Raw genomic sequence first — 21,023 nt, forward strand, 5'->3', positions numbered from 1 at the left:
GCGGCGGTCGCCCGCCACGCAAACCTTGGCTAGGATCGGATCATGCGTCGCGTCGTCCCCCTGCTGTTCCTGAGCCTGCTGGCGGCGCGCGGCGGCCCCGCCTTGGCGGGCGAGACCGCCTGCTGGTTCGAGAACGGCGCGGTGGTGGCCCCGGCCGCGGTCGGCGAGATCGCCGGCGACTACGTGATCGACCTGTCGGCGCCGCGCACCCTGCTGCACCTCGACGTCGCCCAGGCCGCCGGCCATGTCGAGACCGCCCTGACCCTGCCCGTGCGCCTGGCCGGGCAGCGGGTCGAGACCGCGCCCATCGTGGTCCAGAGCCTGGACTATCGCGCCGTCGGCTTCTCGACTCCGATCGTCGGGGTGATCGGCGCCGACATCCTGGATCGCTATGTGGTGACCCTGGACTTCTCGCCGTGCCGCCTGCGGCTGGAACGCCCAGGACCGGCCGTGGACGGCCAGAACGGCGGCTTGCCAGTGACCATGATCGGCGGCGTGCCCACGATCCTCGCGGCGGCCTCCGACGGCCTTGAGGGGGTCTCCGGCCCCTTCACCCTGGACACGGCCTCGGGCGGCGGGGTGCGGGCTCGTGGGGCCGCCGACGGACCGCGCCAGAAGCCGGCCGGAATCCTGCGCGGCCTGTCGCTGGACGGTGTTCTGCGCCAGGACCTGCCGGCCGTTGTGGCCGGCGACCTGCCCGACGGCGTGGTCGGGGGCCTGGGCGTCCAGGTGCTGGCCGGCTATCGCCTGCGGCTGGATCCCCAGGCCCTGCGCCTGTGGCTGACCCCCGCCCCGGCGCCCCCGTAGACGGACAAAGAAAAAGGGCCCGGCGTCACCGCCGAGCCCTGATCTCTTCAGACTGTTGAACGGGTCAGTGCGACTCGTTCTTCCAGACCTTGCGGTAGCTGGCGTAGAGCAGGCCCGCGAACAGCAGCAGGTACAGCAGAACGGCGAAACCGGTCTGCTTGCGCTCTTCCAGCTTGGGCTCGGCGGCCCACATCAGGAAGGCCGAGACGTCCTTGGCCTGCTGGTCCAGCGTCGACGGGGTGCCGTCGTCGAAGGTCACCTGGCCGGCCTTGAGCGGCGGCGCCATGGCGATGAAGCCGCCCGGAGGCACGTGCTCGTGGCTGCCCGACCAGTACGAGGTCAGGTCGCCCGCCATGTACGGGTTGTAGTGCGACGTCGGATCGACCTTCAGGCCGGCCGGCGGCGCCACGTAGCCGGTGACGATCGAATAGATGTGGGCCGGACCGGCCTCGCGGGCCTTGGCCAGCAGCGACATGTCCGGCGGCAGGGCGCCGCCGTTGCTGGCGCGGGCCGCGGCCTCGTTCGCGAACGGCGCGGGGAAGCGGTCGGCCGGGGTGGCCGGACGCTTGATCGCGTCGCCGGTCTCGTTGTCGATGTCGGCGACCTCGTAGTCCTTGGCGATCGCCTTGACGTACGGGTTGTCGTTCGAGTTCGGGTACTTCTCGTCGTAGAACGGACCGCCCTTGTCGCCGAGGTTGCGGAAGCTGACCAGGCTCATCGAGTGGCAGGCCGAGCAGACCTCCCGATAGACCTTGTAGCCCCGTTGCAGCTGGGCCTGGTCGAACCTGCCGAACGGACCTTCGAACGACCAGTGGACGTCCTTGGCTTCCAGCGGGCCGTGGCCGGCCAGGGCCGGACCCGCGACGCCGGCCGTCAGGAGACCGGCGACCGCTGCGATGACGGAGAGTTTGCGCAGCATCGGGATCAGCCCTTCATTTCAGGCGCGGCGGTCGCTTCGACCGGCGCGGCGGCCGGATGCGACAGGGCGGGAGAGGCGATGGAGTCCGGCACCGGCAGGGTCTTTTCCGACAGCGGCAGGAACGGCATCACGATCACAAAGAAAGCGAAATAGTAGGCGGCCGCGACACGGCTGAGCCAGACGAAGCTGTTCAGGTCCGATTCCATCACCTTGAACGTGGTCAGGCCAGGAATGATCTGATCGTCCGGCAGCTTGGCGCCGCAGACGCCCAGGATGCAGCAGGCCACCACGAAGATGAAGAAGTGGATCCTCGCGGTCGGGCGGTAGCGCATCGAGCGCACCTTCGAGCGGTCCAGCCACGGCAGGGCGAACAGGCAGGCGATGGCGCCGAACATGGCCAGCACGCCCATCAGCTTGTCGGGAACGGCGCGCAGGATCGCGTAGAACGGCAGGAAGTACCATTCCGGAACGATGTGCGACGGCGTCACCAGCGGGTTGGCCGGGATGTAGTTGTCGGCGTGGCCCAGGGCGTTGGGCATGAAGAAGACGAAGAAGGCGAAGAGGATCAGGAAGACGCTCATCGCGAACCCGTCCTTCACCGTCGCGTACGGGGTGAAGGGCACGGTGTCGGCCTTCGACTTCGGCTCGACGCCGGTCGGGTTGTTCTGGCCGACCACGTGCAGCGCCCAGATGTGCAGGATCACCACGCCGGCGATCATGAAGGGCAGCAGGTAGTGCAGCGAGAAGAAGCGGTTCAGGGTGGGGTTGTCGACCGCGAAGCCGCCCCACAGCCAGGTGGTGATGCTCTCGCCCACGACCGGCAGGGCGCCGAACAGGTTGGTGATCACGACCGCGCCGTGGAAGCTCATCTGGCCCCAGGGCAGGACGTAGCCCATGAAGGCCGTGGCCATCATCAGCAGGTAGATCACGCAGCCCAGCAGCCACAGCACTTCGCGCGGCGCCTTGTAGGAGCCGTAGTAGAGGCCGCGGAGCATGTGGATGTAGACGGCGATGAAGAACATCGACGCGCCGTTGGCGTGCATGTAGCGGATCAGCCAGCCGTAGTTCACGTCGCGCATGATGTGCTCGACGCTGGCGAAGGCGTGGTCGGCGCTCGGCGTGTAGTGCATCACCAGGATGATGCCGGTGATCAGCTGCGAGGCCAGGCACAGCGACAGGATGCCGCCGAAGGTCCACCAGTAGTTCAGGTTACGCGGCGTGGGGTAGTCGACGAAGCTGTCGTAGCCCAGGCGCACGATCGGCAGACGGGCGTCGAGCCAGCGCTCGAAACCGGTCTTGGGTTCGTAGGTCGAATGTCCGCTCATCTCGCTTAACCGATCTTGACCTTGGTGTCGGACAGGAAGGCGTACTCCGGAACGATCAGGTTCTTCGGAGCCGGGCCCTTACGGATGCGACCCGAGGTGTCGTAGACCGAGCCGTGGCACGGGCAGAACCAGCCGCCGTAATCACCGCCGCCGAAGGTCGGGACGCAGCCGAGGTGGGTGCAGTTGCCGCCGACGATCAGCCATTGGGCCTTGCCCGGCTTCACGCGCGCCGAATCCTTTTCGGGATCCTTCATCGACGCATTGTCATCCGCGACCGCCTTGGCGATCTCGGCCTTGGTGCGGTTGCGCACGAACAAGGGCTTGCCGCGCCACTTGACGACGACCTGCTGGCCTTCGCCCACCTTGGTCACGTCGAACTCGATCGAGGCCAAGGCCCGCGTATCGGCGGCGGGGTTCATCTGGTCGATGAACGGCCACGCGATCGCGGCCGCGCCGCCGGCGGCGACCGCCATCGATGCGATGTAGATGAAATCCCGGCGGCTGGGGTCTTCCCCATGCGCCGGATCTGTTTTTGCGCCCACGGCGGTGTCGGCCACCCAAGTCACCCTTCGATGCCGCCGCGCCGCCAAAGACGGCCCGGCCTGGAGAAACGCCTGTCGGCGCATACTGTCTGGACCCGCGAACGGGTCTTCGCCACAAGAGGCAAAAGCGGATCGTCCTATCGGACGCGCGGACGAAGTCCGCAAGCCCTTTCGATTCGCAGCAAATGCCCCTGCTGGCTCTATGGTGGTTCGCTTAGAATGCGGCTCGCGCTTTTTCAACCCGGCATTCCGCAGAACGTTGGGGCGGCGATCCGTTTGGGCGCCTGCCTGGGGGTGGGTCTGGACGTCATCGAGCCCTGCAGTTTCCCCTTGGACGACAAGAGCTTGAAGCGCGCGGCCCTGGATTATGGTCCGTTGACCCACATGATCCGCCACGCCTCGTGGGAAGCGTTTCTCGCCGCGCCGGAACGTCGCGAGGGTCGATTGCTGCTGTTCACCACCAAGGCGACCGCCCCGTTCCATAAGTTCGCGTTCCAGGCGGGCGACACCCTGTTGTTCGGCAACGAAAGCCGCGGCGCGCCACCAGAGGTTCACGAGGCGGCCTTCTCGCGCCTGACGATCCCTCTGCGGCCGGAGGCCCGATCGATGAACCTGGCCACGACGGCGGCCATGGCGCTCGGCGAGGCGCTGCGGCAGACGGACGGGTTTCCGGAGGTTTAAAAGCCCTCCCCCTGGTGGGGGAGGCGGCCGAAGGCCGGTGGGGGGAGGTTTGGGATCGAAGATCGTAGGTCTGGCCATCTTCCGAACACTCCCCCCTCCGTCGGCTGGGCCGACACCTCCCCCACGGGGGGAGGACCTGGGACACACGGCTTCGTCGCCTTTCGGGATGGCCCGAAAGGATGATGGGGAGGCGCGGAGCGGTCCGGGCCCAGCCCGGATGACCGTGGGTTTGGATGTGCGTTTCGGCTAGACCTGACCGCTCCGCCGAACCGTTTTGACCAAGGGACGTCGATTGAGGGCCTGTTTCATCCCGATCGACGTTCCCCCTCGGACGGGCAGGATCAGGTCGCCCGGAAGGGGCCGTCGGCGACTCCGACTGATCCTGGAACAGGCCGGTTTGAACTTTCCGGCCCCGTCGACCCCGGCCGTCCGGCTTGCATCCACCCCGGGCCTTGGATCCTTCTGAGACCCGCTTCCCGCGACGATCCGCCCGCCAGGCCAGCCAGGCCCCGCTCGGTTCGATCTCCATCGCCTGCTTGGGCCGGTACCAAGAGCCCTCCCCCGCGATGGGGACGGGTTTATTGTGCGGGAAGTTTGAACCCTGGCGCGTTGGTGACGCTGATTATTTTCCAGAGCCTTGAAAGAGCTCGGTTTTTTCGCGTCGCTGGCGGGGATGGACGCGGCCGGGTCCCCCTAGACATTCCCAATCCCCCCAGTTGATCGGAAGCAAGGCGCGACGCGGTTGGCCTCTACGCGCTCCTGCGTATTTGCGCCGCGCGCGGCGAACGCTTAATCGGCTTGGCCATGACCGACGCCCTGAACCTCGACCAGAAAAAAGCCACGGCCCGCGCCTGGTTCGAAAGCCTGCGCGACCAGATCTGCGCGGAATTCGAACGGCTGGAGGACGAAGCCCCCGACGACCTCTACGCCGGCGAGCCCGGCCGTTTCGTCCGCAAGCCCTGGGACCGCGAGGCCGGCGGCGGCGGGGTGATGTCGATGATGCACGGCCGCCTGTTCGAGAAGGTCGGCGTCCACGTCTCGACGGTTTTCGGGACCTTCACGCCGGAGATGGCGAAAAACATGCCCGGCGCCGAGGAAGACCCGCGGTTCTTCGCCACCGGCATCAGCCTGATCGCCCACATGACCAATCCGCGTGTGCCGGCCGTGCACATGAACACCCGCTTCATCGCCACCACCAAGACCTGGTTTGGCGGCGGCGGCGACCTGACGCCCCTGCTCGGTTACCAGCGCCGGCAGGACTTTCCCGACGCCGTCGACTTCCACGCCGCCTACCAGCGGGCCTGCGACGCCCATGACCCGACCTGGCACGCCAAGTACAAGGCCTGGTGCGACGAGTACTTCTTCCTGCCTCATCGCAACGAGCCGCGCGGCGTCGGCGGGATCTTCTACGATCACCACGACAGCGGCGACTGGGCCCGCGACTTCGCCTTCACCCAGGATGTCGGCAAGGCGTTCCTGGAAATCTACCCCGAGCTGGTTCGCCGCCGGATGGGCGAGGCCTGGACGCCCGAGGAGCGCGAGCAGCAGCTGGTGCAGCGCGGCCGCTATGTGGAGTTCAATCTGCTCTACGACCGCGGCACGATGTTCGGCCTGAAGACCGGCGGCAACGTCGAGTCGATCCTCAGCTCGATGCCGCCCGCGGTGAAGTGGCCGTAGGGCCCTAGGCCTTAGGACATTTCGCGCCCGTATCGATCCAGGCCTTCACCAGTTCGCCGAACTGGGCCTGCGTCCCCGGCGCGGGCCGGCGGCCGTCGCCTGGATTCCAGGCCCAGCCGACCAGGTGGTCCTGCGCCATGTGGTGATGCAGCTCGGCCAGCGAGCGGCCGCCGTTCTTGGCCGGGTTCTTGATCTGGGCGCAGATCGCGCCCAGCGACTTGCCCTGCCAAGCCATCTCGACCGGGGCCAGGGCCCATTTCGGATCGCCGGGGATCGACTTGATGTCCTGGCCCCAGGTCGCGAAATTGGCCGGGCCGTGGCAGGACGCGCAGGACAGGCCGACGGGTCCGTGACCGCTCTGGCCGGCCACCATCGGCGGGTTGTGCGGATGGCGATTGTCGCCCTGGGTCGGGGCGCGCTGGACCGGATGGCAATTCATGCAGCGCGGGCTGTTGATCACTTTGCCAGCCTCGGTGAACAGGGCCACCGAGCGGGCGGCCGGGTCCTGGATCGAGGTGAAATCGGCGACGCTCTTGAGGGTTTCGACCGGCGCCGCGGGCGGTGCGGCGGGGGCGGCCGCTCCAACGCTGGACAGCAGCGCTCCGCCGACCATCAGCGAACCGGCGGCAAGCACGATGGCGACAGCTCTCATGGTCCTGGTCTCCCGCGTTTCAGCCGGAACGGCTGGCTAGCGGTCCAGGTTGCCTGATTTCAGGCCTCGTGGGCGAGAAAGGCCTCGATCCAGCCGGCGACCCGCGCCCGATCGTCGACGCCGCCCAGGCTGGCGATGGCCGCGTCGGCCTGGGCGTCGGTGAAGCGGCTGCCGCGCCGGGCCTCGATCAGGGCGCGGGCATAGGCCGGGTCGAACTCGGGATGGAACTGCATCGAGATCGCCGGCCGGTCGTCATAGACCAGCACGCCGGCCGGGGTGAAGGCGCTGCCGGCCACGGCCCGGGCCCCCGGCGGGATCTCGACCACCTGGTCCTGGTGCGAGGCGGGGACGGCGACCTTGGCGTCCCCATCCATTCCAAAGTCCATCCAGGGCTGGAACTCGGCGACATCGTAGACGTGCAGGCCAACGCCCCAGCCCTTGTCGGACTTCACCACCTTGCCGCCGAACGCCTCGGCCATGACCTGGTGGCCGAAACAGACTCCGACCAGGGGTCGGTCCCGGACCTCGACCAGGAAGGACTTCAGCGGTTCGATCCACGGCAGGTCGTCATAGACCCCCGCCGACGAGCCAGTGACGATATAGGCCTCGCACTCGGCCGGATCGGCGGGCAGGGCCCCCGCCTGCACGTCGTAGACGACATAGTCGTGACCGGGCCCCAGCAGGTCCTGGAACATCGCGCCATAGCGGCCGAACTCGGGCTGCAGCGCCTCGGGCGGTTCGCCGGTCTCGAGCAAGCCGATCTTCATGGGCATGGGTCTCCACCGGGGCTGACGGGCATTTGTGGTCACGCGCGACCCAGTTCAACCACCCTTTCAGCCGTCATTCCCGCCCTTGTGGCGGGAACCCCTGGTTCAGCCGACGGTGAAGCGCCTTGGCGCGCCGGCGCGCCCCCCCCCCTGCCCCTGCGACGGATGGAGGGTTTCCCGCCACAAGGGCGGAATGACGGCCCGTGGGAGAGGCTTGATCAGCCCCTCTAGAACGCCATCCCCTGGGCCACGGCCTTCAGCCGCTCGATGGCCGAGAACTTGTCCTCGATGAAGTCCTGGTCGATCCACCAGATCTCGACCTCGCGCATCACCTCGCCGACCATCGGGCCCTTGGGCACGCCGGCCTTGAGAATGTCCTCGCCGCTCAGGGGGAAGGCCGGGGGCGTCCAGCTCTCGCCCAGGGCCAGCAGGCCGCGCCATTGCGGCGTGGTCGCCGACCGGCTGGCGGCCGCCCAGGCCAGCTTGACCCGATCGCTGAAGGTCTTCAGGCCCAGGGCGTAGACCGCGCGGCGGATTTCGCGCGGGCTCATCCAGCTGACGACGCGCGGCGACTTGCCGACCGCCTCGACCAGCCGCTCCTTCAGGGCGTTGGACAGCCGCAACCGCTCGGCCATCTGCTCGGCGATCTTGGGATCGTCGGGAATCAGGGCCGCCAGGCGCAGCTCGGGATCGTTCTCGAACAGCTGCTCGGTCTCGATGGCCATCAGCCCTTCGAAACGGGCCAGGGACTTCACGAACGGCAGGATCGAGGACAGCACGCCGGTGGCCGCCATCAGCCGCAGCGCGGGGCGCGGATCCTCGGCCGCCAGCAGCTTCAACAGCTCCTTCTGGGTGCGCTCGGCGGCGCGGCCCTCGACCATGCCCTTCAGCGCCTTGCAGGCGGCCAGGGCCTTCTGGTCGGCGTCGCCCTTGCCGTACCAGGCGTGGAAGCGGAAGAAGCGCAGGATGCGCAGATAGTCCTCGCGGATCCGGGTCATCGGATCGCCGACGAACACCACCCGCCCGTCACGCGCGTCGTTCACCCCCTCGCCGGTCGGATCGTAGAGCCGGCCGTGGATGTCGACATAAAGGGCGTTGAAGCGGAAATCGCGGCGCTCCGCGTCCTGGTCCCAGTCCTGGGTGAACGACACCACCGCCCGGCGGCCGTCGGTCGAGACGTCGCGGCGCAGGGTGGTGATCTCGTAAGGCCGCCCACCCGAGATGGCCGTGACGGTGCCATGGTCGACGCCAGTGGGGATGGCGCGCAGCCCCGCCTCGCCCAGCGCCTCGATCACCTGGTCGGGGGTCAGGGTGGTGGCGATGTCGATGTCGTCGATGGGCTTGCCCATCAGGGTGTTGCGCACGCAGCCGCCCACGAACCGCGCGCAGCCGGGGAAGCCCCGGGCCTCGAGCGCGGCGATCACCGCCTGGGTCTCCGGCAGCGCCATCCACGGCGCCACGCCTATTGTCTCGGTGCTCACGCTAGTCCCCCGCGGTACGCAACATGCCCCGGCATTCGGGGCGAGGCATTTCAGACGATTATCGCGGGCGAACAAGCCCGTTGATAAGCTTAACTATAGATTCTTCCGTGGTTTACGCTGCGGAGGCCTTGGCGGGACTAAGGGGAATCCGGCGTTTCGTCCGGCGCGTGCAGGCGTTCGTACAGCCCCCGCAGCATGCCCGCCGTCGCGCCCCAGATGAACCGCTCGTTCCACGGCATGGCGTAGAAGAACCGCCGCTCGCCGTCCGGCAGGTCGCGGTGCTGGCGCTGGTGGTTGCCCGGATCCATCAGGAACGCGAACGGCGTCTCGAACACGTCGGCCACCTCGTCGGGGCAGGGCTCGAAGGTGGCGGCCGGGTCGATGAAGCCCACCACCGGCGTCACATGGAAGCCGGTCACCGTGCGATAGCCGTGCAGCAGGCCGGCCAGGGTGACGAAGGACGGGTCGAGGTTCACCTCTTCCTGGGCCTCGCGCAGCGCGGTCTCCCACGGCGTCTCGCCGGGATCGCAGCGGCCGCCGGGAAAGGCGATCTGGCCGGTGTGGCTGCGCAGGGTGTCGGATCGGCGGGTCAGCAGCACGGTCATGCCCGCCTCGCGCTCGACCAGCCCGACCAGCACCGCGGCCGGCCGCAGGGCGTGGGGATTGTCGGGCCGCAGGCCGGGATTGAGGTCGAAGTCCGAGCGGGCCGCGTCCAGGCTGGGATCGTAGCCGCCGATCGGATCGAGTTTGCTGACGATCCAGGCCCGACGCTCTTCACGGCTCAGGGTCATCCGCGATGCGCCCCGACCGGGGCGATCGGGAACCAGGCGCCGTTCGAGGTCACGCCCAGGCGCGGCCCGTCCGGCGTGTCGCGCTCGGCGGCCAGCTCGGCCAGTTCGTAGAACACCGGCCGGGCGATCAGCGCCTCCAGCCCGCGCCGCACGTGCAGATAGGGCCGGGGCTCGCCGGTCGCCGGGTCGGTCTCGACCCGGATGGCGTTGTCCGGTCCCGCCTCGACCACGTCGCCGACATTGGTCTCGAAGCGGAGCGTATCGCCCACCCCGTCCTTGCTTGGCAATGCGTCCACGCGAGTGGCGATAAAAGGCGCGTCCTCGACCTGGATCTTCAGCTTCTCGACCGGGGTGACCAGGTGATAGCCGTCCGGATCGAGCCGCAGCACGGTCGAGAACAGCCGCACCAGCGCCTCGCGGCCGATCGGCGTGCCCTCGTGGAACCAGACCCCGTCCTTGCGGATGCGGATGTCGATGTCGCCGCAATGGGTCGGATGCCACAGATGCACCGGCGGCAGGCCCCGCTGGCCCGCTTCCTTGGCGGCGGCGGTGACGCCCGCGAGGCCGGAAGATGTGGGATCGACGGTCATGGGGTTCAGGTAGGCCAAGCCGGGCTCGGGCTCAAGGCTCGCTTGCCCTCCCTCGCGGGGGGAGGACCTAGGGAACCTTCAGCGGATGCGGATCGGCCCGACCAGGCCTTGATCCCCGCCCTCGACCAGGGCCTTGACCAGAACCCGGCGCTGGTCGGCCGGTCCGGGCATGACCGCGCGGGCGGCGGGCGCGGCCGAGAAGCCGACGCGGCCGAAATAGGGGGCGTCGCCGACCAGCAGCACCGCGCGCCAGCCGGCCTTGGCGGCGGCCTCGCAGGCGGCTTCGACCAGGGCCTGGCCCAGGCCGTGCTTGCGCTCGTCGGCGTCGACGGCCAGCGGGCCGAGGAAGGCGACGGGCTGGCCGCCCACCGTGACCGGCCAAAGGCGCACGCTGCCGATCACCCGGCCTTCGTGCAGGGCCACGAACGAGCAGTCGTCGAGCTTATGGTTGCCCTCGCGCAGGCGCTCGGAGGACTTGGCGAACCGGCCGGGGCCGAAGGCGCGGTCGACCAGCACCTCGACGGCGCGGGCGTGCTCGGGCCGCTCGATCAGGAGGGAGGGGGCCAGGCCGGGAGGCGGCGGCGAAGAGGCGACGGCGGAAAACGACATGGGCGCTAAACGATCCAAGACACGAAAAGGGGCATAGCCCCGGATCGTGACGCGGCCGAGACGGCCGCTTCCGGGGCGTTCAGACGCGGACTCCGGTCCGCGCGGCGCAGGTTCGTCGCAGGCGTCGCATGGCGGCGCTTCCTTCCGTTCAGAGGGGCGCGAAATAGGGCCTGGGGCGCCTGGCGTCAATGAAATCAACTGTCGCATCAAACAAACTCGATTGCGGTGACGCTCGCTCGGGGACATGGTCCGCGCCGATGACCGACCTCCCCCCCGACCCCGACTCCGTCCCTTCGGCTCTCGAAGTGGCGGACACCTCGATGCGCGCCCTGCTCAAGCAGACCGACTTCGTGTTCTTCTGGGCCGCGCGCTTCGTCGCCACCCTGGCGGTGCAGATCCAGGCGGTGACGATCGGCTGGCAGGTCTACACCCTGGCCCGCGAGACCGGACACAACGAGGGCCAGGGGGCCTTCCTGCTGGGCATGGTGGGCCTGGCCCAGTTCATCCCGCTGTTCTTCCTGACCCTGACCGCCGGCGAAACCGCCGACCGCCATGACCGAAAGATGATCGTGACCGCCGCGATCGGCGTCGACGTCCTGTGCGCCGCGGGCCTGGGGCTGCTGGCCTGGTCGGGACACACGGCGCTTTGGCCGATCTTCGCCATCGCCGTGCTGTTCGGGGCCGGCCGCGCCTTCCTGTCGCCGGCCTCCAGCGCCATGGGCCCGATGCTGGTGCCGCGCCCGCTGCTGCCGCGCGCCATCGCCTGGAACTCGCTGTCCTGGCAGAGCGCCTCGATCATCGGCCCGGCCCTGGGCGGCCTGCTGTGCGCGATCTCGCCGGCCACGGCCTTCGGGGCGTCGGTGGGCCTGTTCCTGCTGGGCGGCCTGCTGCTGACCTTCATCCGCCAATCGACCAAGCCGGTCGTGCAGCCGGGCTCGCGCTGGACCCTGATCAAGGAGGGCCTGGCCTACACCTGGGACAACAAGATCGTCTTCGGCTCGATCTCGCTGGACCTGTTCGCCGTGCTGCTGGGCGGGGCCACCGCCCTGCTGCCGGTCTTCGCCCGCGACGTGCTGCACGTCGGCGCCGAGGGCTTCGGAATCCTGCGCGCCGCCCCCGCCGTGGGCGCGACCCTAGTGGCGGTCTTCCTGGCCAGCCATCAGATCCGCCGCCGCGCGGGCCTGCTGATGTTCGGCGCCGTGGCCGTGTTCGGCGCGGCGACGGTGGTGTTCGGCCTGTCGAAATGGACCTGGCTGTCGGTGGCCGCCCTGGTCGTGCTGGGCGGGGCCGACATGGTCTCGGTCTATATCCGCCAGACCCTAGTGCAACTGGTCACGCCCGACCCGATGCGCGGCCGCGTCGCCGCCGTCTCGGGCCTGTTCATCAGCGCCTCCAACGAGCTGGGCGAGTTCGAGAGCGGCGTCGCGGCGCGGTTCCTGGGCCCGGTGGGCGCGGCGGTGTTCGGCGGCGTCGGGGCGCTGATCGTGACCGGGGCGTGGGCCAAGATGTTCCCCGAACTGCGCAAGGCGGACCGGCTGGCATAGGGCTAGACCCCCGCCAATCTCCGCAACGCCTCGCCCGTCATCCGCCGCACGATCCAGTCGTCCATCGCCGCCGCGCCCAGGCTGTCATAGAAGGCGATCGACGGGGCGTTCCAGTCCAGCACGGCCCATTCCAGCCGACCCAGCTTCTCGTCCAGGCAGCGTCGGGCCAGGCCGGCCAGCAGGGCCCTGCCCGCGCCGGAGCCTCGCGCCTCGGGGCGCACGAACAGGTCCTCCAGATAGATCCCGTGCCGGCCGACGAAGGTCGAGAAGTTGTAGAACCACAGCGCGAACCCGACAGGCTGGCCGTCGATCTCGGCGATGTCGCAGAAGACCCTGGGCGTTTCGCCGAACAGAGCGGCGGTCACGTCGTCTTCCGTGGCCTCCACCGTACTGAGTAGTTTTTCGTATTCCGCCAGATCGCGAATGAACCGATAGATCAGAGCGCTGTCTGTCGCGACGGCGGGGCGAATGGATACAGGCATGGCGGTCTCTTCGGACTATCTGGATTTCGTGCTCGAACAGCTGGCCCCGGTCGGACCGCTGACCTCGCGCAAGATGTTCGGCGGAGTCGGGCTCTACGCCCAAGGGCTGTTCTTCGCCCTGATCGACGACGACACCCTGTACCTCAAGGGCGACGACGCCCTGCGTCCTGACTTCGAAGCCGCCGGCAGCACCCAGTTCGCGCCGTTCGGCATGAGCCCGATGGCCTACTGGACCGCCCCGGCCGAGGCGCTGGACGATCCGGACCTGATGGTCGACTGGGCGCGGCGGTCGATCGCGGTGGCGGCGGCGCGGAAAGCGCGCAAGCCGAAATAGATCCCAAAAAATCCGCTCATCCCGGCGAATGCCGGGACCCAGATCCCATGACGGTGTGGCGGATTGGAAAAGCTCGGCGCCTTTGGCGTCAGCCTTAAAGCCATTCCATCTGGGTCCCGGCATTCGCCGGGATGAGCGGAGAGTGGGTTACCCGATCACCACCCCCGGCGGCGGGACGCTGTCCTCCGGCACGAAGAAGTCGGGCATCAGGGTGGCGGTCGGATCGACGCGGTACGGGTCGAAGTCGCGCACGCCCTCGCCGTACAGGAACGTGTCGTCGATCACGAACTGGCCGGTGAATTCCCGCGACGGCTTGCAGAAGATCGCGTGCGCCGCGTCGGCCATGATCTCGACCGTGCGGCAGTGCTTGAGGCCTTCCTCGCCGGTCAGGGCGAACTGGATGGCGGCGGTGGCGATGGCGGTGCGCGGCCACAGGGCGTTGCAGGCCACGCCGTCGGCGCGGAACTCCTCGGCCATGCCCAGCATGCACAGGCTCATATTGTACTTGGCCATCGAATAGGCGACGTGCGGCGCGAACCAGCGGGGCTTGATGTCCAGCGGCGGCGACAGGGCCAGAATGTGCGGGTTGGCCGCCTTCTTCAGGTGCGGCAGGCAGATCTTCGAGGTCAGGAACGTGCCCCGCCCGTTGATCTGGTGCATCAGGTCGTAGCGCTTCATGTCGGTCGACAGGGTGCCGGTGAGCGAGATCGCCGAGGCGTTGTTCACGCAGATGTCGATGCCGCCGAACGTCTCGACCGCCTTGTCGACGGCCGACTGGACGCTGGCCTCCTCGCGCACGTCGACCACCAGCGGCAGGGCCTTGCCGCCGGCCGCCTCGATCTCGGCGGCGGCGGTGTAGATGGTGCCCGGCAGCTTGGGATGGGCCTGCGCCGTCTTGGCGGCGATGACGATATTGGCCCCGTCGCGGGCCGCGCGCAGGGCGATGGCCAGGCCGATGCCGCGCGAGGCGCCGGTGATGAACAGGGTCTTGCCGGAAAGGCTGGTCATGCTTCTGCTCTCGATGCGGTTCTGGCCAGGATGACGCCGGCGGCGACGAAGCCCAGGGCGAAGCACCAGCCGGCCAGGCGATGGGCCAGACCCTGATCCTTCAGCGCCAGACCGGCAAGGCCAATGACGAAGGCGGCGATCCACAGGGCCGCTGGCGCGCGGAACGGTCCCTTCCCGGCCAGCAGCGCCGCCCCGACCACGACCATGCCGATCGACCAGACCGCCGAGGCCACGGTGTAGGACGCCGCGCCCCAGATTCCGGCCGCCGAACTGCGGACCAGCAGGACGCCGCTCACGGCGATCACGAAGCCGACCAGCCCCGGCCAGCCCATGACCCGTCCGGCCACCGACTGCACCCCCAGCATGCCGAACAGCAGCAGCACGTCGATCAGCACATAGGTCGACAGCCGGACCGGCTCGGCCAGGTGCGGATAGAGCAGCGGGCCGAACAGGTCGATCGTCCCGCCCAGGACGGCGGCCAGGCCGGCCAGCCGCCAGATGGTCTGCTGCCGCATCAGGCCCCCGCGCCGGTGGTTTCGACCGACAGGGTCCAGAGGCGTTCGGCCGCCTCGGGGTCCAGGGCGTGGGGCATGACGCCCGCCCAGGGATGGTCCTTGCTCCAGGGAGCGGCCTGGGCCAGGTCCTCCAGATAGAGCCCGCCCCGCCCCTCCAGCTCGTCGCCCACGGCGGCCCAGACGCTGGTCGAGGCGCCTTGCTCGGGGGTCTTGAAACCCGCGCGCGGCTTGCCGTCGTCGTCGAGCCAGCCCATCGCCTTCTGCTCCTCGATCGGCAGGTGGCGCTGCAGCGGGGTGAAGATGCCGCCCGGCATCACCGCGTTGGCGGTGACGCCCTGGTCCTTGAAGCGCCTGTTGAAGCCGACGGCGAAGAGGGCGTTGGCGGTCTTGGCCTGGCCGTAGCTCTCCCATTTCTCGTACGGGTGCGAACGGAAGTGCGGGTCGTCGAAGTTCATCGGCGCGCGGCGATGGCCGATCGACGACAGCGACACCAGGCGCGAGGTCTTGCCCGACTGTCTGGCCCCGGCGACCAGGTTCGGGGCCAGGAGCACCGACAGCAGGAAGTGGCCGAAGTGGTTGGTGCCGATCTGCATCTCCAGCCCGTCCTCGGTATAGGCGAGCGGGCAGGCCATGACCCCGGCGTTGTTGATCAGGATGTTCAGCGGCCGGTCGCCCCAGCGTTCGGCGAAGGCGCGGATCGACTTGAAGCTGGAGAGGTCCAGCATCGACCACGACACCTCGCCCTTCGCGGTCTTCCGGATGTCGGCGACGGCCGCCTCGGCCAGGTCCGGCTTGCGCACGGCGATCACCACCTCGGCCCCGGCCTCGGCCAGGGCGCGGGCGGTCTCGACGCCGATGCCGGTGGCCCCGCCGGTGACGATGGCGACCTTGCCGGTCAGGTCGTGGCCGGCGACGACGGCGCGCGCGTCCGTGAAGGCCCCGAAGGGCGATTTGATGCGGTCGACCATGTGTTCGCTCCCTTTGATTTTATCGTTGTGACCTTGTGGTCGTGACTGGGGCTACAGCTGCAGGATCAGAAGCCCCAGGGCGATCGCCAGGCACAGCGGCCCGTAAGCGCGGCGGTTGAGCGTCGCGAACGGCGTGCCCTCGGCATAGCGGAAGACGGGCGGGACGTAGGTCGCCAGGCCTCGACCGGCGAACACCGCGAACAGCCCCCAGCGCGCGACCTTCAACGCCGTGTCCCACGGGGTCGAAACCAGGGTCGCCGCGACCAGGGCGCCGCCCGCCGCCAGGGCCAGGGCGACCGCGACGCCAGAGGCCAGGCTCGGCGCGCGCATGCCGCGCGTGCGGCCGACGACATGCTCGACCATCGAGGCCTCGTCATGCCCTGGCCACCGTCCGCCGAACGCCCAGTAGAGGTGGATTCCCGCCAAGGCGAACAGCGCCGCCGCCAGGATCAGGGCGAGGGCCAGGGCCACTTCAGCCGACCTTGCTGAAGTCCGGCGCGCGGCGCTCGGCGAAGGCCATGAAGGCCTCGCGGGCCTCGGCGGTCTGCAGACGGGCGGCGAACAGCTCGCCTTCCTTGTCCATCAGGGCCGAGATCGTCTCGGCGTCGCGCATCAGGCTCTTGGTGACGGTCAGGGCGCCCAGCGGACGCTTGGCCAGCTGGTCGGCGGCGGCCCGGGCCCTGGCGCGCAGGTCGGCCAGCGGCACGCAGGCGTTCGCGAGGCCCCAGGCGGCGGCCGTCTCGCCGCTCACCGCCTCGCCCAGAGCGAACATGGCGTAGGCGCGGGCGTGACCGATGCGGGCCGGCAGCAGCAGGCTGGAGGCGGCTTCCGGCACCAGGGCCAGGTTGACGAACGGCACGGTCAGCCTGGCGTCGGGGCTGGTGAACACCAGGTCGCAATGCAGCAGCATGGTCGTGCCCACGCCCACGGCCTGGCCCTGGACGGCGGCGACCAGCGGCCGGGTGGCCTTGGCCAGGTTCTTCAGGAACCGCATCACATGGCGCTCGCCGGTGAAGGCGCCGGTGGCCTGGGCGGTGAAGTCCTGCAGGTCGTTGCCGGCGCTGAAGCTGTCGCCGTCGGCCTGGAACACCACCACCCGCACGGACGGATCGGTCTCGGCCCGCTCCAGGCTGTCGGCCAGCACGCCGTACATGGCGTTGGACAGGGCGTTCTTCTTGTCCGGACGGGCCAAGGTGATGGTCATCACGCCGGCGTCCACGGCGACTTGGACGTAGTCGGTCATGAGGGGTCTCCTTTGGGGAACTTCGATTGCAGGCTGGCCAGCCAGCGCGACACCACGGCGATCTCGTCGTCCGTGAAACCGTCGGTGAGGTGGGCGTTCAGGCCCTCGACCCCCGCCTTGGCCTCCTCGCGGGCCGCCTCGCCGTGGGGCGTCAGGTGCAGGCGGAAGGCGCGGCCGTCCTTGGGGTCGGGCCGGCGCTCGACCAGCTCGGCGCGGACCATGCGGTCGACCAGGCCGGTCATGGCCGAAGGGGCCAGGTCCAGCGCCTCGGCGGCCTCGCCGATCAGGGCGCCGTCCTTCTGGCCCAGCACGAACAGGGCCCCGGACTGGGCGGCGGTCAGCCCGCCCTTGGCGGCCATCTTGGCCTCGACGTAGCGCTGCACCCTGCGGTGCGCGACGTTGAGCAGGAACACCAGGCGGCGGTCGGGAGGCGTGGTCATGGGGCGAGGTTATAATTCGCGCACGAAATATCAAACGAATGTTTCGACTTTGATCGGAAATTATTCAACCGATCGGTTGACTCTCTGACGAGCGCCCTACACATTCAACCACATGGTTGAATTACTCACCCCTCAATTGGACAGCGTCTTCCACGCCCTCGGCGACGCCACCCGCCGCCGGATGCTGCGCGAACTGGCGAACGGCGAACGGACCGTGGGCCAGCTGGCCGAGCCGTTCTCGATCTCGCTGGCGGCCGCCTCCAAGCACATCAAGGCCCTGGAAAGCGCCGGCCTGATCCAGCGCGAGATCCGTGGCCGCACCCACCTGTGCCGCCTCGAACCCGGCCCGCTGGCCGGCGCCCACGAGTGGCTGAACTTCTACGAGCACTTCTGGACCAGCCGTCTGGACGTGCTCGACCGGCTCCTTCGCGAGGAGGACGCCCGCAAGACCCCGCCCCCCAGACAAGGAAACGATCAATGACGGAACTCGCCACTCTGGACGCCTATGGCGACCTGATCGAGCCCATGACCCTGCGGATCCAGCGCCTGCTGCCCGGGCCGGTCGATCGCGTCTGGGCGTATCTGACCGAGAGCGAACTGCGCCGCCAATGGCTGGCCGCGGGCCAGATGGACGTGAAGGCCGGCGCGCCGTTCACGTTCACCTGGCGCAATGACGAACTCAGCGACCCGCCCGGCCGCCGGCCCGACGGCTTCGCCGCCGAACACAGCATGGAAAGCCGGATCCTCGACCTGGACCCGGGCCGCAAGCTGACCATCGCCTGGAACACCGGCGAGGTCTCGTTCGAGCTGGAGCCCGCCGGCGACAAGGTCTTGCTGACCGTCACCCACAAACGCGCGCCCGACCGCGCCACCCTGCTCAATGTCAGCGCCGGCTGGCACACGCACCTGGACATCCTGGCCGCGCGGATCGGCGGCAAGCCGCAGACGACGTCCTTCTGGGACGTCTGGAGGGGGCTCAAGGCGGAATACGACAAGCGCCTGCCGGCCTGAGGCCGTCCGCGACGCCGTCGGGACAGGCGCCTGCGCCTGTCCCCGACTAGCCGGCCGCCCGGTACCAGTTCACCCCGTCGCCGTCGGTCTCGCGCGTGGCCAGCCCCCGGCCGATCAGGCAGTTAAGGTGGGCCAGCGCCTCGCCGGTGGCCATGCCCAGCAGATCCGGACCGATCGGCCGGGCGAACAGGGCGCCGAACACGTCGACCGCGCGCTTGGGTTCCGACAGCTTGCCCTCCAGCCGTCCCAGGCCGCGCTCATGGCCGCCGATCAGGTGATCGATGCGGGCGTGCAGTCCCCGGAACGGGTCGTTGTGGGCCGGCAGGACCAGCACCGTGTCCGGCACGGCCGCCTTCACCTTGGCCAGCGAGGTGATCCAGTCGGTCAGCGGGTCGGCGTCCGGCTCGGTCGGATGCACCGAGACGTTGGACGAGATGCGCGGCAGCACCTGGTCGCCGGAGATCAGCACGTCCAGGTCCGGACACCACAGACAGGCATGATCGGGCGAGTGGCCCTGGCCGGTCACCACCCGCCAGTCGTGGTCGCCGATGCGGAAGGTCTCGCCGTCGCTCAGGCGGCGATAGCTGTCGGGCATCTGGTAGATCGCCTTGCCGAAGCCGCCGAACCGGGCCTTGTAGTTCTCGATCGCGTCGTCATCCCAGCCGGCGGCGTGGAAGAACCGCACCCCGTCCTCGGGCGCCTCGCGGCCGGTGTCGGCCACCAGCATCCGGCACTGGAAATATTCCAGCCGGGTCATCCACAGCCGGACGTCGAACTTGCGGGCGATCCAGCCGGCCAGGCCCACATGGTCGGGATGAAGGTGGGTGCAGATCACCCGGGTGACCGGCCGCCCGCCCAGGGCTCCGGCGAACGCCGCCCGCCAGGCCTGCGAGGTCTCCTTGGTCTGAAGGCCGGTGTCGACCACCGCCCAGCCCTCGCCGTCGGCGATCGCCCAGACATTGATGAAGCCCAGCGACCCGCCCAGCGGCTGGCGCAGCCACAGGACGCCCGGCGCGACCTCGATCGCCTGCCCCGACCCCGTCTCCGGCGCCGCTTCGAACGGATAGATCAGCCGCGGCCTGTACGTCTTCTCGGGCGGTTCGGGCGCGTCTTCCTCGATCCCGTCTCGCATCTGGTCCTCCGCTACCGGCCGTCGTCATGATTGCGCCCCCGTCGGACGACATCTTGACCCCCGATGCAAGCGGGCCTTAAGTCCGCGCGAGGAATTTACCCCAGGAGACATACCCCCATGAGGCCCATCGCGATCGGCCTGACGGCCGCCCTCGCGCTCGCCGCGCTCATTCCGGCCGCCGTGATCTCGGCGCCGAAGGAGAAGGCCGCCGCCCCCGCTGTCGACGCCAAATCCCGCGAGGCCGGCATGAAGGCCGCGCCGGATCTGATCAAGACCGCCGGCGTTTCGTGCACCGTCACGGACGCCCGCCTGATCGGCAACGACAAGAAGACCGCCACCGACTATTACGAAGTCGCCTGCCAGCAGGGCCTGGGCTTCGCGGTGCTGGCCAAGAAGGACACGGCTCCGCAGACCTACAGCTGCCTGGAGACCGCCGCGGCGGCCGCCGACGGCAAGCCCAGCGCCCTGGCCTGCATCCTGCCGGGCAACGCCAATCCCAAGGCCGGTCTGGCGCCGTACCTGGCCAAGGCTCAGACTCCTTGCGACATCGAAAACGCCCGGGCCATCGGCGCCGGCGCCAAGAACGCCTATTTCGAGGTCGCCTGTAAGGGCGGCGCCGGCTACATCGTCCAGACCTCGGCCCCGATCAATGTGGACCAGGAAGTCACGGTCAACAGCTGCCTGCTGTACGACGAAGGCGGCAATGTCAGCTGCAAGCTGACCGACAAGGCCACCCAACTGGCCGTCGTCGACACGCTGAACGCCGCCGCGGGCAAGAACTGCGCGATCAAGGACAAGCGCTACATCCTCAGCACCAAGACCGACAACTACTTCGAGGTCGCCTGCCAGGACGGCAAGGGCTACGTGCTGCAACAGGCCGCCGCCGGCGGCGCCTTCGTCAAGGCCATCGACTGCGCCCAAGCCGGCTTCGTCGGCGGCGGCTGCACCCTGAGCGACGCCGTGGCCGCCCAGACCGAGCAGGCCGGCCTCTACACCAAGCTGGCCACCAAGGCCGGCTTCGACTGCAAGGTCGAGAAGTACGGCATGCTGCCCAGCCCCGATCCCCGCAAGGAGATCGTCGAACTGAAGTGCTCCAACCGTCCCGACGGCGGCATCGGCATCTTCACCGCCACCAGCAACACGGTCTACGACTGCATCACCTCGGAAATGAACGGCTACCGCTGCAGCTTCACCAAGCCGGACGCCGCCTTCTCGCGCCTGACCAACGACCTGAAGGGCCTGGGCAAGGGCAGCTGCACCGTCTCGGGCGCTCGCATCATCGGCCAGACCGCCACCGACGGCTATGTCGAGGTGGCTTGCTCGGACGGCCTGCCCGGCTGGGTGATGGCCTATCCGCTCGCCACCACCGCCCCGCACGCCAAGGAAGTGCTGTCCTGCCTGCAGGCCAAGGGCGTGGGCGGCGGCTGCAAGCTGCCGACCAACAAGACCAAGAGCTGATCGGGCGCACAGCCTGAAACAGCAAGCCCGCCGGGAGCGATCCCGGC

25 protein-coding genes are annotated in these 21,023 nt (G+C 69.0%); 8 read left to right on the forward strand and 17 right to left on the reverse strand.

Annotated features, from left to right (window positions below; genetic code table 11):
* Positions 1-42 precede the first annotated feature (42 nt).
* On the forward strand, positions 43-807 hold the full coding sequence (locus ASD38_RS10590; RefSeq protein WP_056459926.1) for a hypothetical protein: 765 nt from the start codon (positions 43-45) through the stop codon (positions 805-807).
* A gap of 64 nt (positions 808-871) precedes the next feature.
* Here ASD38_RS10590 and ASD38_RS10595 read toward each other — a convergent pair whose 3' ends face one another.
* The 3 genes from ASD38_RS10595 to petA are packed head-to-tail and all read right to left on the reverse strand — an operon-like array spanning position 872 to position 3,608.
* Entirely contained in the window at positions 872-1,726 is an 855-nt protein-coding gene (locus ASD38_RS10595) for a cytochrome c1 (RefSeq protein ID WP_056440711.1), read from the reverse strand.
* A 5-nt stretch (positions 1,727-1,731) separates the two neighbouring features.
* Positions 1,732-3,051, reverse strand: a complete 1,320-nt coding sequence (locus tag ASD38_RS10600; RefSeq protein ID WP_056440709.1) for a cytochrome b — start codon at positions 3,049-3,051, stop codon at positions 1,732-1,734.
* A gap of 5 nt (positions 3,052-3,056) precedes the next feature.
* Entirely contained in the window at positions 3,057-3,608 is a 552-nt protein-coding gene (petA, locus tag ASD38_RS10605) for a ubiquinol-cytochrome c reductase iron-sulfur subunit (RefSeq protein ID WP_056440707.1), read from the reverse strand.
* A 204-nt stretch (positions 3,609-3,812) separates the two neighbouring features.
* On the opposite strand from petA, the gene ASD38_RS10610 reads away from it, so the two are divergent.
* Positions 3,813-4,274, forward strand: a complete 462-nt coding sequence (locus ASD38_RS10610) for a tRNA (cytidine(34)-2'-O)-methyltransferase (protein ID WP_056440705.1) — start codon at positions 3,813-3,815, stop codon at positions 4,272-4,274.
* Between the two features lie 804 nt (positions 4,275-5,078).
* Entirely contained in the window at positions 5,079-5,951 is an 873-nt protein-coding gene (gene hemF / locus ASD38_RS10615; protein WP_056440703.1) for an oxygen-dependent coproporphyrinogen oxidase, read from the forward strand.
* Between the two features lie 4 nt (positions 5,952-5,955).
* Here hemF and ASD38_RS10620 read toward each other — a convergent pair whose 3' ends face one another.
* The 6 genes from ASD38_RS10620 to ASD38_RS10645 form a co-directional block, all read right to left on the reverse strand.
* Positions 5,956-6,603, reverse strand: coding sequence for a hypothetical protein (locus ASD38_RS10620; RefSeq protein WP_056440701.1), 648 nt, complete (start codon positions 6,601-6,603; stop codon positions 5,956-5,958).
* 59 nt (positions 6,604-6,662) lie between these two features.
* Positions 6,663-7,370 (reverse strand): glutamine amidotransferase-related protein, encoded by a 708-nt coding sequence (locus tag ASD38_RS10625; RefSeq protein ID WP_056440700.1) that lies wholly within the window; start codon positions 7,368-7,370, stop codon positions 6,663-6,665.
* 227 nt (positions 7,371-7,597) lie between these two features.
* The gene (locus ASD38_RS10630; RefSeq protein ID WP_156390660.1) at positions 7,598-8,851 is read right to left on the reverse strand and encodes a CCA tRNA nucleotidyltransferase; all 1,254 of its coding nucleotides are present in this window, start codon (positions 8,849-8,851) and stop codon (positions 7,598-7,600) included.
* A 137-nt stretch (positions 8,852-8,988) separates the two neighbouring features.
* The gene (locus ASD38_RS10635) at positions 8,989-9,636 is read right to left on the reverse strand and encodes a CoA pyrophosphatase (protein WP_056441180.1); all 648 of its coding nucleotides are present in this window, start codon (positions 9,634-9,636) and stop codon (positions 8,989-8,991) included.
* A gap of 2 nt (positions 9,637-9,638) precedes the next feature.
* Complete coding sequence (locus tag ASD38_RS10640) at positions 9,639-10,232, reverse strand: DUF1285 domain-containing protein (RefSeq protein ID WP_056441177.1); 594 nt, start codon at positions 10,230-10,232, stop codon at positions 9,639-9,641.
* 78 nt (positions 10,233-10,310) lie between these two features.
* Positions 10,311-10,841, reverse strand: a complete 531-nt coding sequence (locus ASD38_RS10645; RefSeq protein WP_056440691.1) for a GNAT family N-acetyltransferase — start codon at positions 10,839-10,841, stop codon at positions 10,311-10,313.
* Positions 10,842-11,098: 257 nt separating this feature from the next.
* Here ASD38_RS10645 and ASD38_RS10650 point away from each other — a divergent pair, with 257 nt between their 5' ends.
* Entirely contained in the window at positions 11,099-12,385 is a 1,287-nt protein-coding gene (locus ASD38_RS10650; RefSeq protein WP_056459932.1) for an MFS transporter, read from the forward strand.
* A gap of 2 nt (positions 12,386-12,387) precedes the next feature.
* On the opposite strand, the gene ASD38_RS10655 is transcribed toward ASD38_RS10650, so the two are convergent.
* Positions 12,388-12,867 (reverse strand): GNAT family N-acetyltransferase, encoded by a 480-nt coding sequence (locus ASD38_RS10655; protein WP_056459935.1) that lies wholly within the window; start codon positions 12,865-12,867, stop codon positions 12,388-12,390.
* Here ASD38_RS10655 and ASD38_RS10660 point away from each other — a divergent pair.
* Positions 12,866-13,201, forward strand: coding sequence for a TfoX/Sxy family protein (locus tag ASD38_RS10660; RefSeq protein ID WP_082560731.1), 336 nt, complete (start codon positions 12,866-12,868; stop codon positions 13,199-13,201). The genes ASD38_RS10655 and ASD38_RS10660 overlap by 2 nt on opposite strands.
* Before the next feature lie 147 nt (positions 13,202-13,348).
* Here the strand turns inward: ASD38_RS10660 and ASD38_RS10665 are convergent, their stop codons facing one another.
* From ASD38_RS10665 to ASD38_RS10690, 6 genes are read right to left on the reverse strand one after another with little or no spacing between them, the layout of a single operon-like run.
* The gene (locus tag ASD38_RS10665; RefSeq protein ID WP_056459942.1) at positions 13,349-14,209 is read right to left on the reverse strand and encodes an SDR family oxidoreductase; all 861 of its coding nucleotides are present in this window, start codon (positions 14,207-14,209) and stop codon (positions 13,349-13,351) included.
* Positions 14,206-14,724, reverse strand: coding sequence for a hypothetical protein (locus ASD38_RS10670; protein WP_056459945.1), 519 nt, complete (start codon positions 14,722-14,724; stop codon positions 14,206-14,208). The genes ASD38_RS10665 and ASD38_RS10670 overlap by 4 nt, the downstream gene beginning before the upstream one ends.
* Complete coding sequence (locus tag ASD38_RS10675; protein ID WP_056459948.1) at positions 14,724-15,692, reverse strand: SDR family NAD(P)-dependent oxidoreductase; 969 nt, start codon at positions 15,690-15,692, stop codon at positions 14,724-14,726. Before ASD38_RS10675 ends, ASD38_RS10670 begins: the two co-directional genes overlap by 1 nt.
* A gap of 51 nt (positions 15,693-15,743) precedes the next feature.
* The gene (locus ASD38_RS10680; protein ID WP_235523818.1) at positions 15,744-16,163 is read right to left on the reverse strand and encodes a DUF3995 domain-containing protein; all 420 of its coding nucleotides are present in this window, start codon (positions 16,161-16,163) and stop codon (positions 15,744-15,746) included.
* Between the two features lies 1 nt (position 16,164).
* A complete protein-coding gene (locus ASD38_RS10685) occupies positions 16,165-16,935 on the reverse strand; it encodes an enoyl-CoA hydratase (RefSeq protein ID WP_056440677.1) in 771 nt (256 codons plus the stop codon).
* Positions 16,932-17,375: a MarR family winged helix-turn-helix transcriptional regulator gene (locus ASD38_RS10690; RefSeq protein WP_056440675.1), complete on the reverse strand. Its 444-nt coding sequence runs from the start codon at positions 17,373-17,375 to the stop codon at positions 16,932-16,934. Before ASD38_RS10690 ends, ASD38_RS10685 begins: the two co-directional genes overlap by 4 nt.
* A 112-nt stretch (positions 17,376-17,487) precedes the next feature.
* Between ASD38_RS10690 and ASD38_RS10695 the strand changes: the two genes are divergently transcribed.
* Positions 17,488-17,856 carry an ArsR/SmtB family transcription factor gene (locus tag ASD38_RS10695; RefSeq protein ID WP_056440673.1) on the forward strand — a complete coding sequence of 123 codons (369 nt, stop codon included), beginning with the start codon at positions 17,488-17,490 and terminating at the stop codon, positions 17,854-17,856.
* Complete coding sequence (locus ASD38_RS10700; protein ID WP_056459951.1) at positions 17,853-18,386, forward strand: SRPBCC family protein; 534 nt, start codon at positions 17,853-17,855, stop codon at positions 18,384-18,386. Before ASD38_RS10695 ends, ASD38_RS10700 begins: the two co-directional genes overlap by 4 nt.
* Positions 18,387-18,432: 46 nt before the next feature.
* Here the strand turns inward: ASD38_RS10700 and ASD38_RS10705 are convergent, their stop codons facing one another.
* On the reverse strand, positions 18,433-19,518 hold the full coding sequence (locus ASD38_RS10705; protein WP_056459953.1) for an MBL fold metallo-hydrolase: 1,086 nt from the start codon (positions 19,516-19,518) through the stop codon (positions 18,433-18,435).
* Between the two features lie 117 nt (positions 19,519-19,635).
* Between ASD38_RS10705 and ASD38_RS10710 the strand changes: the two genes are divergently transcribed.
* Positions 19,636-20,976, forward strand: a complete 1,341-nt coding sequence (locus tag ASD38_RS10710) for a hypothetical protein (RefSeq protein ID WP_056440667.1) — start codon at positions 19,636-19,638, stop codon at positions 20,974-20,976.
* The last annotated feature ends 47 nt before the right edge of the window (positions 20,977-21,023 follow it).

It is taken from the genome of Caulobacter sp. Root487D2Y, assembly GCF_001427165.1.
In the GTDB taxonomy this organism is placed as follows: Bacteria; Pseudomonadota; Alphaproteobacteria; order Caulobacterales; family Caulobacteraceae; genus Caulobacter.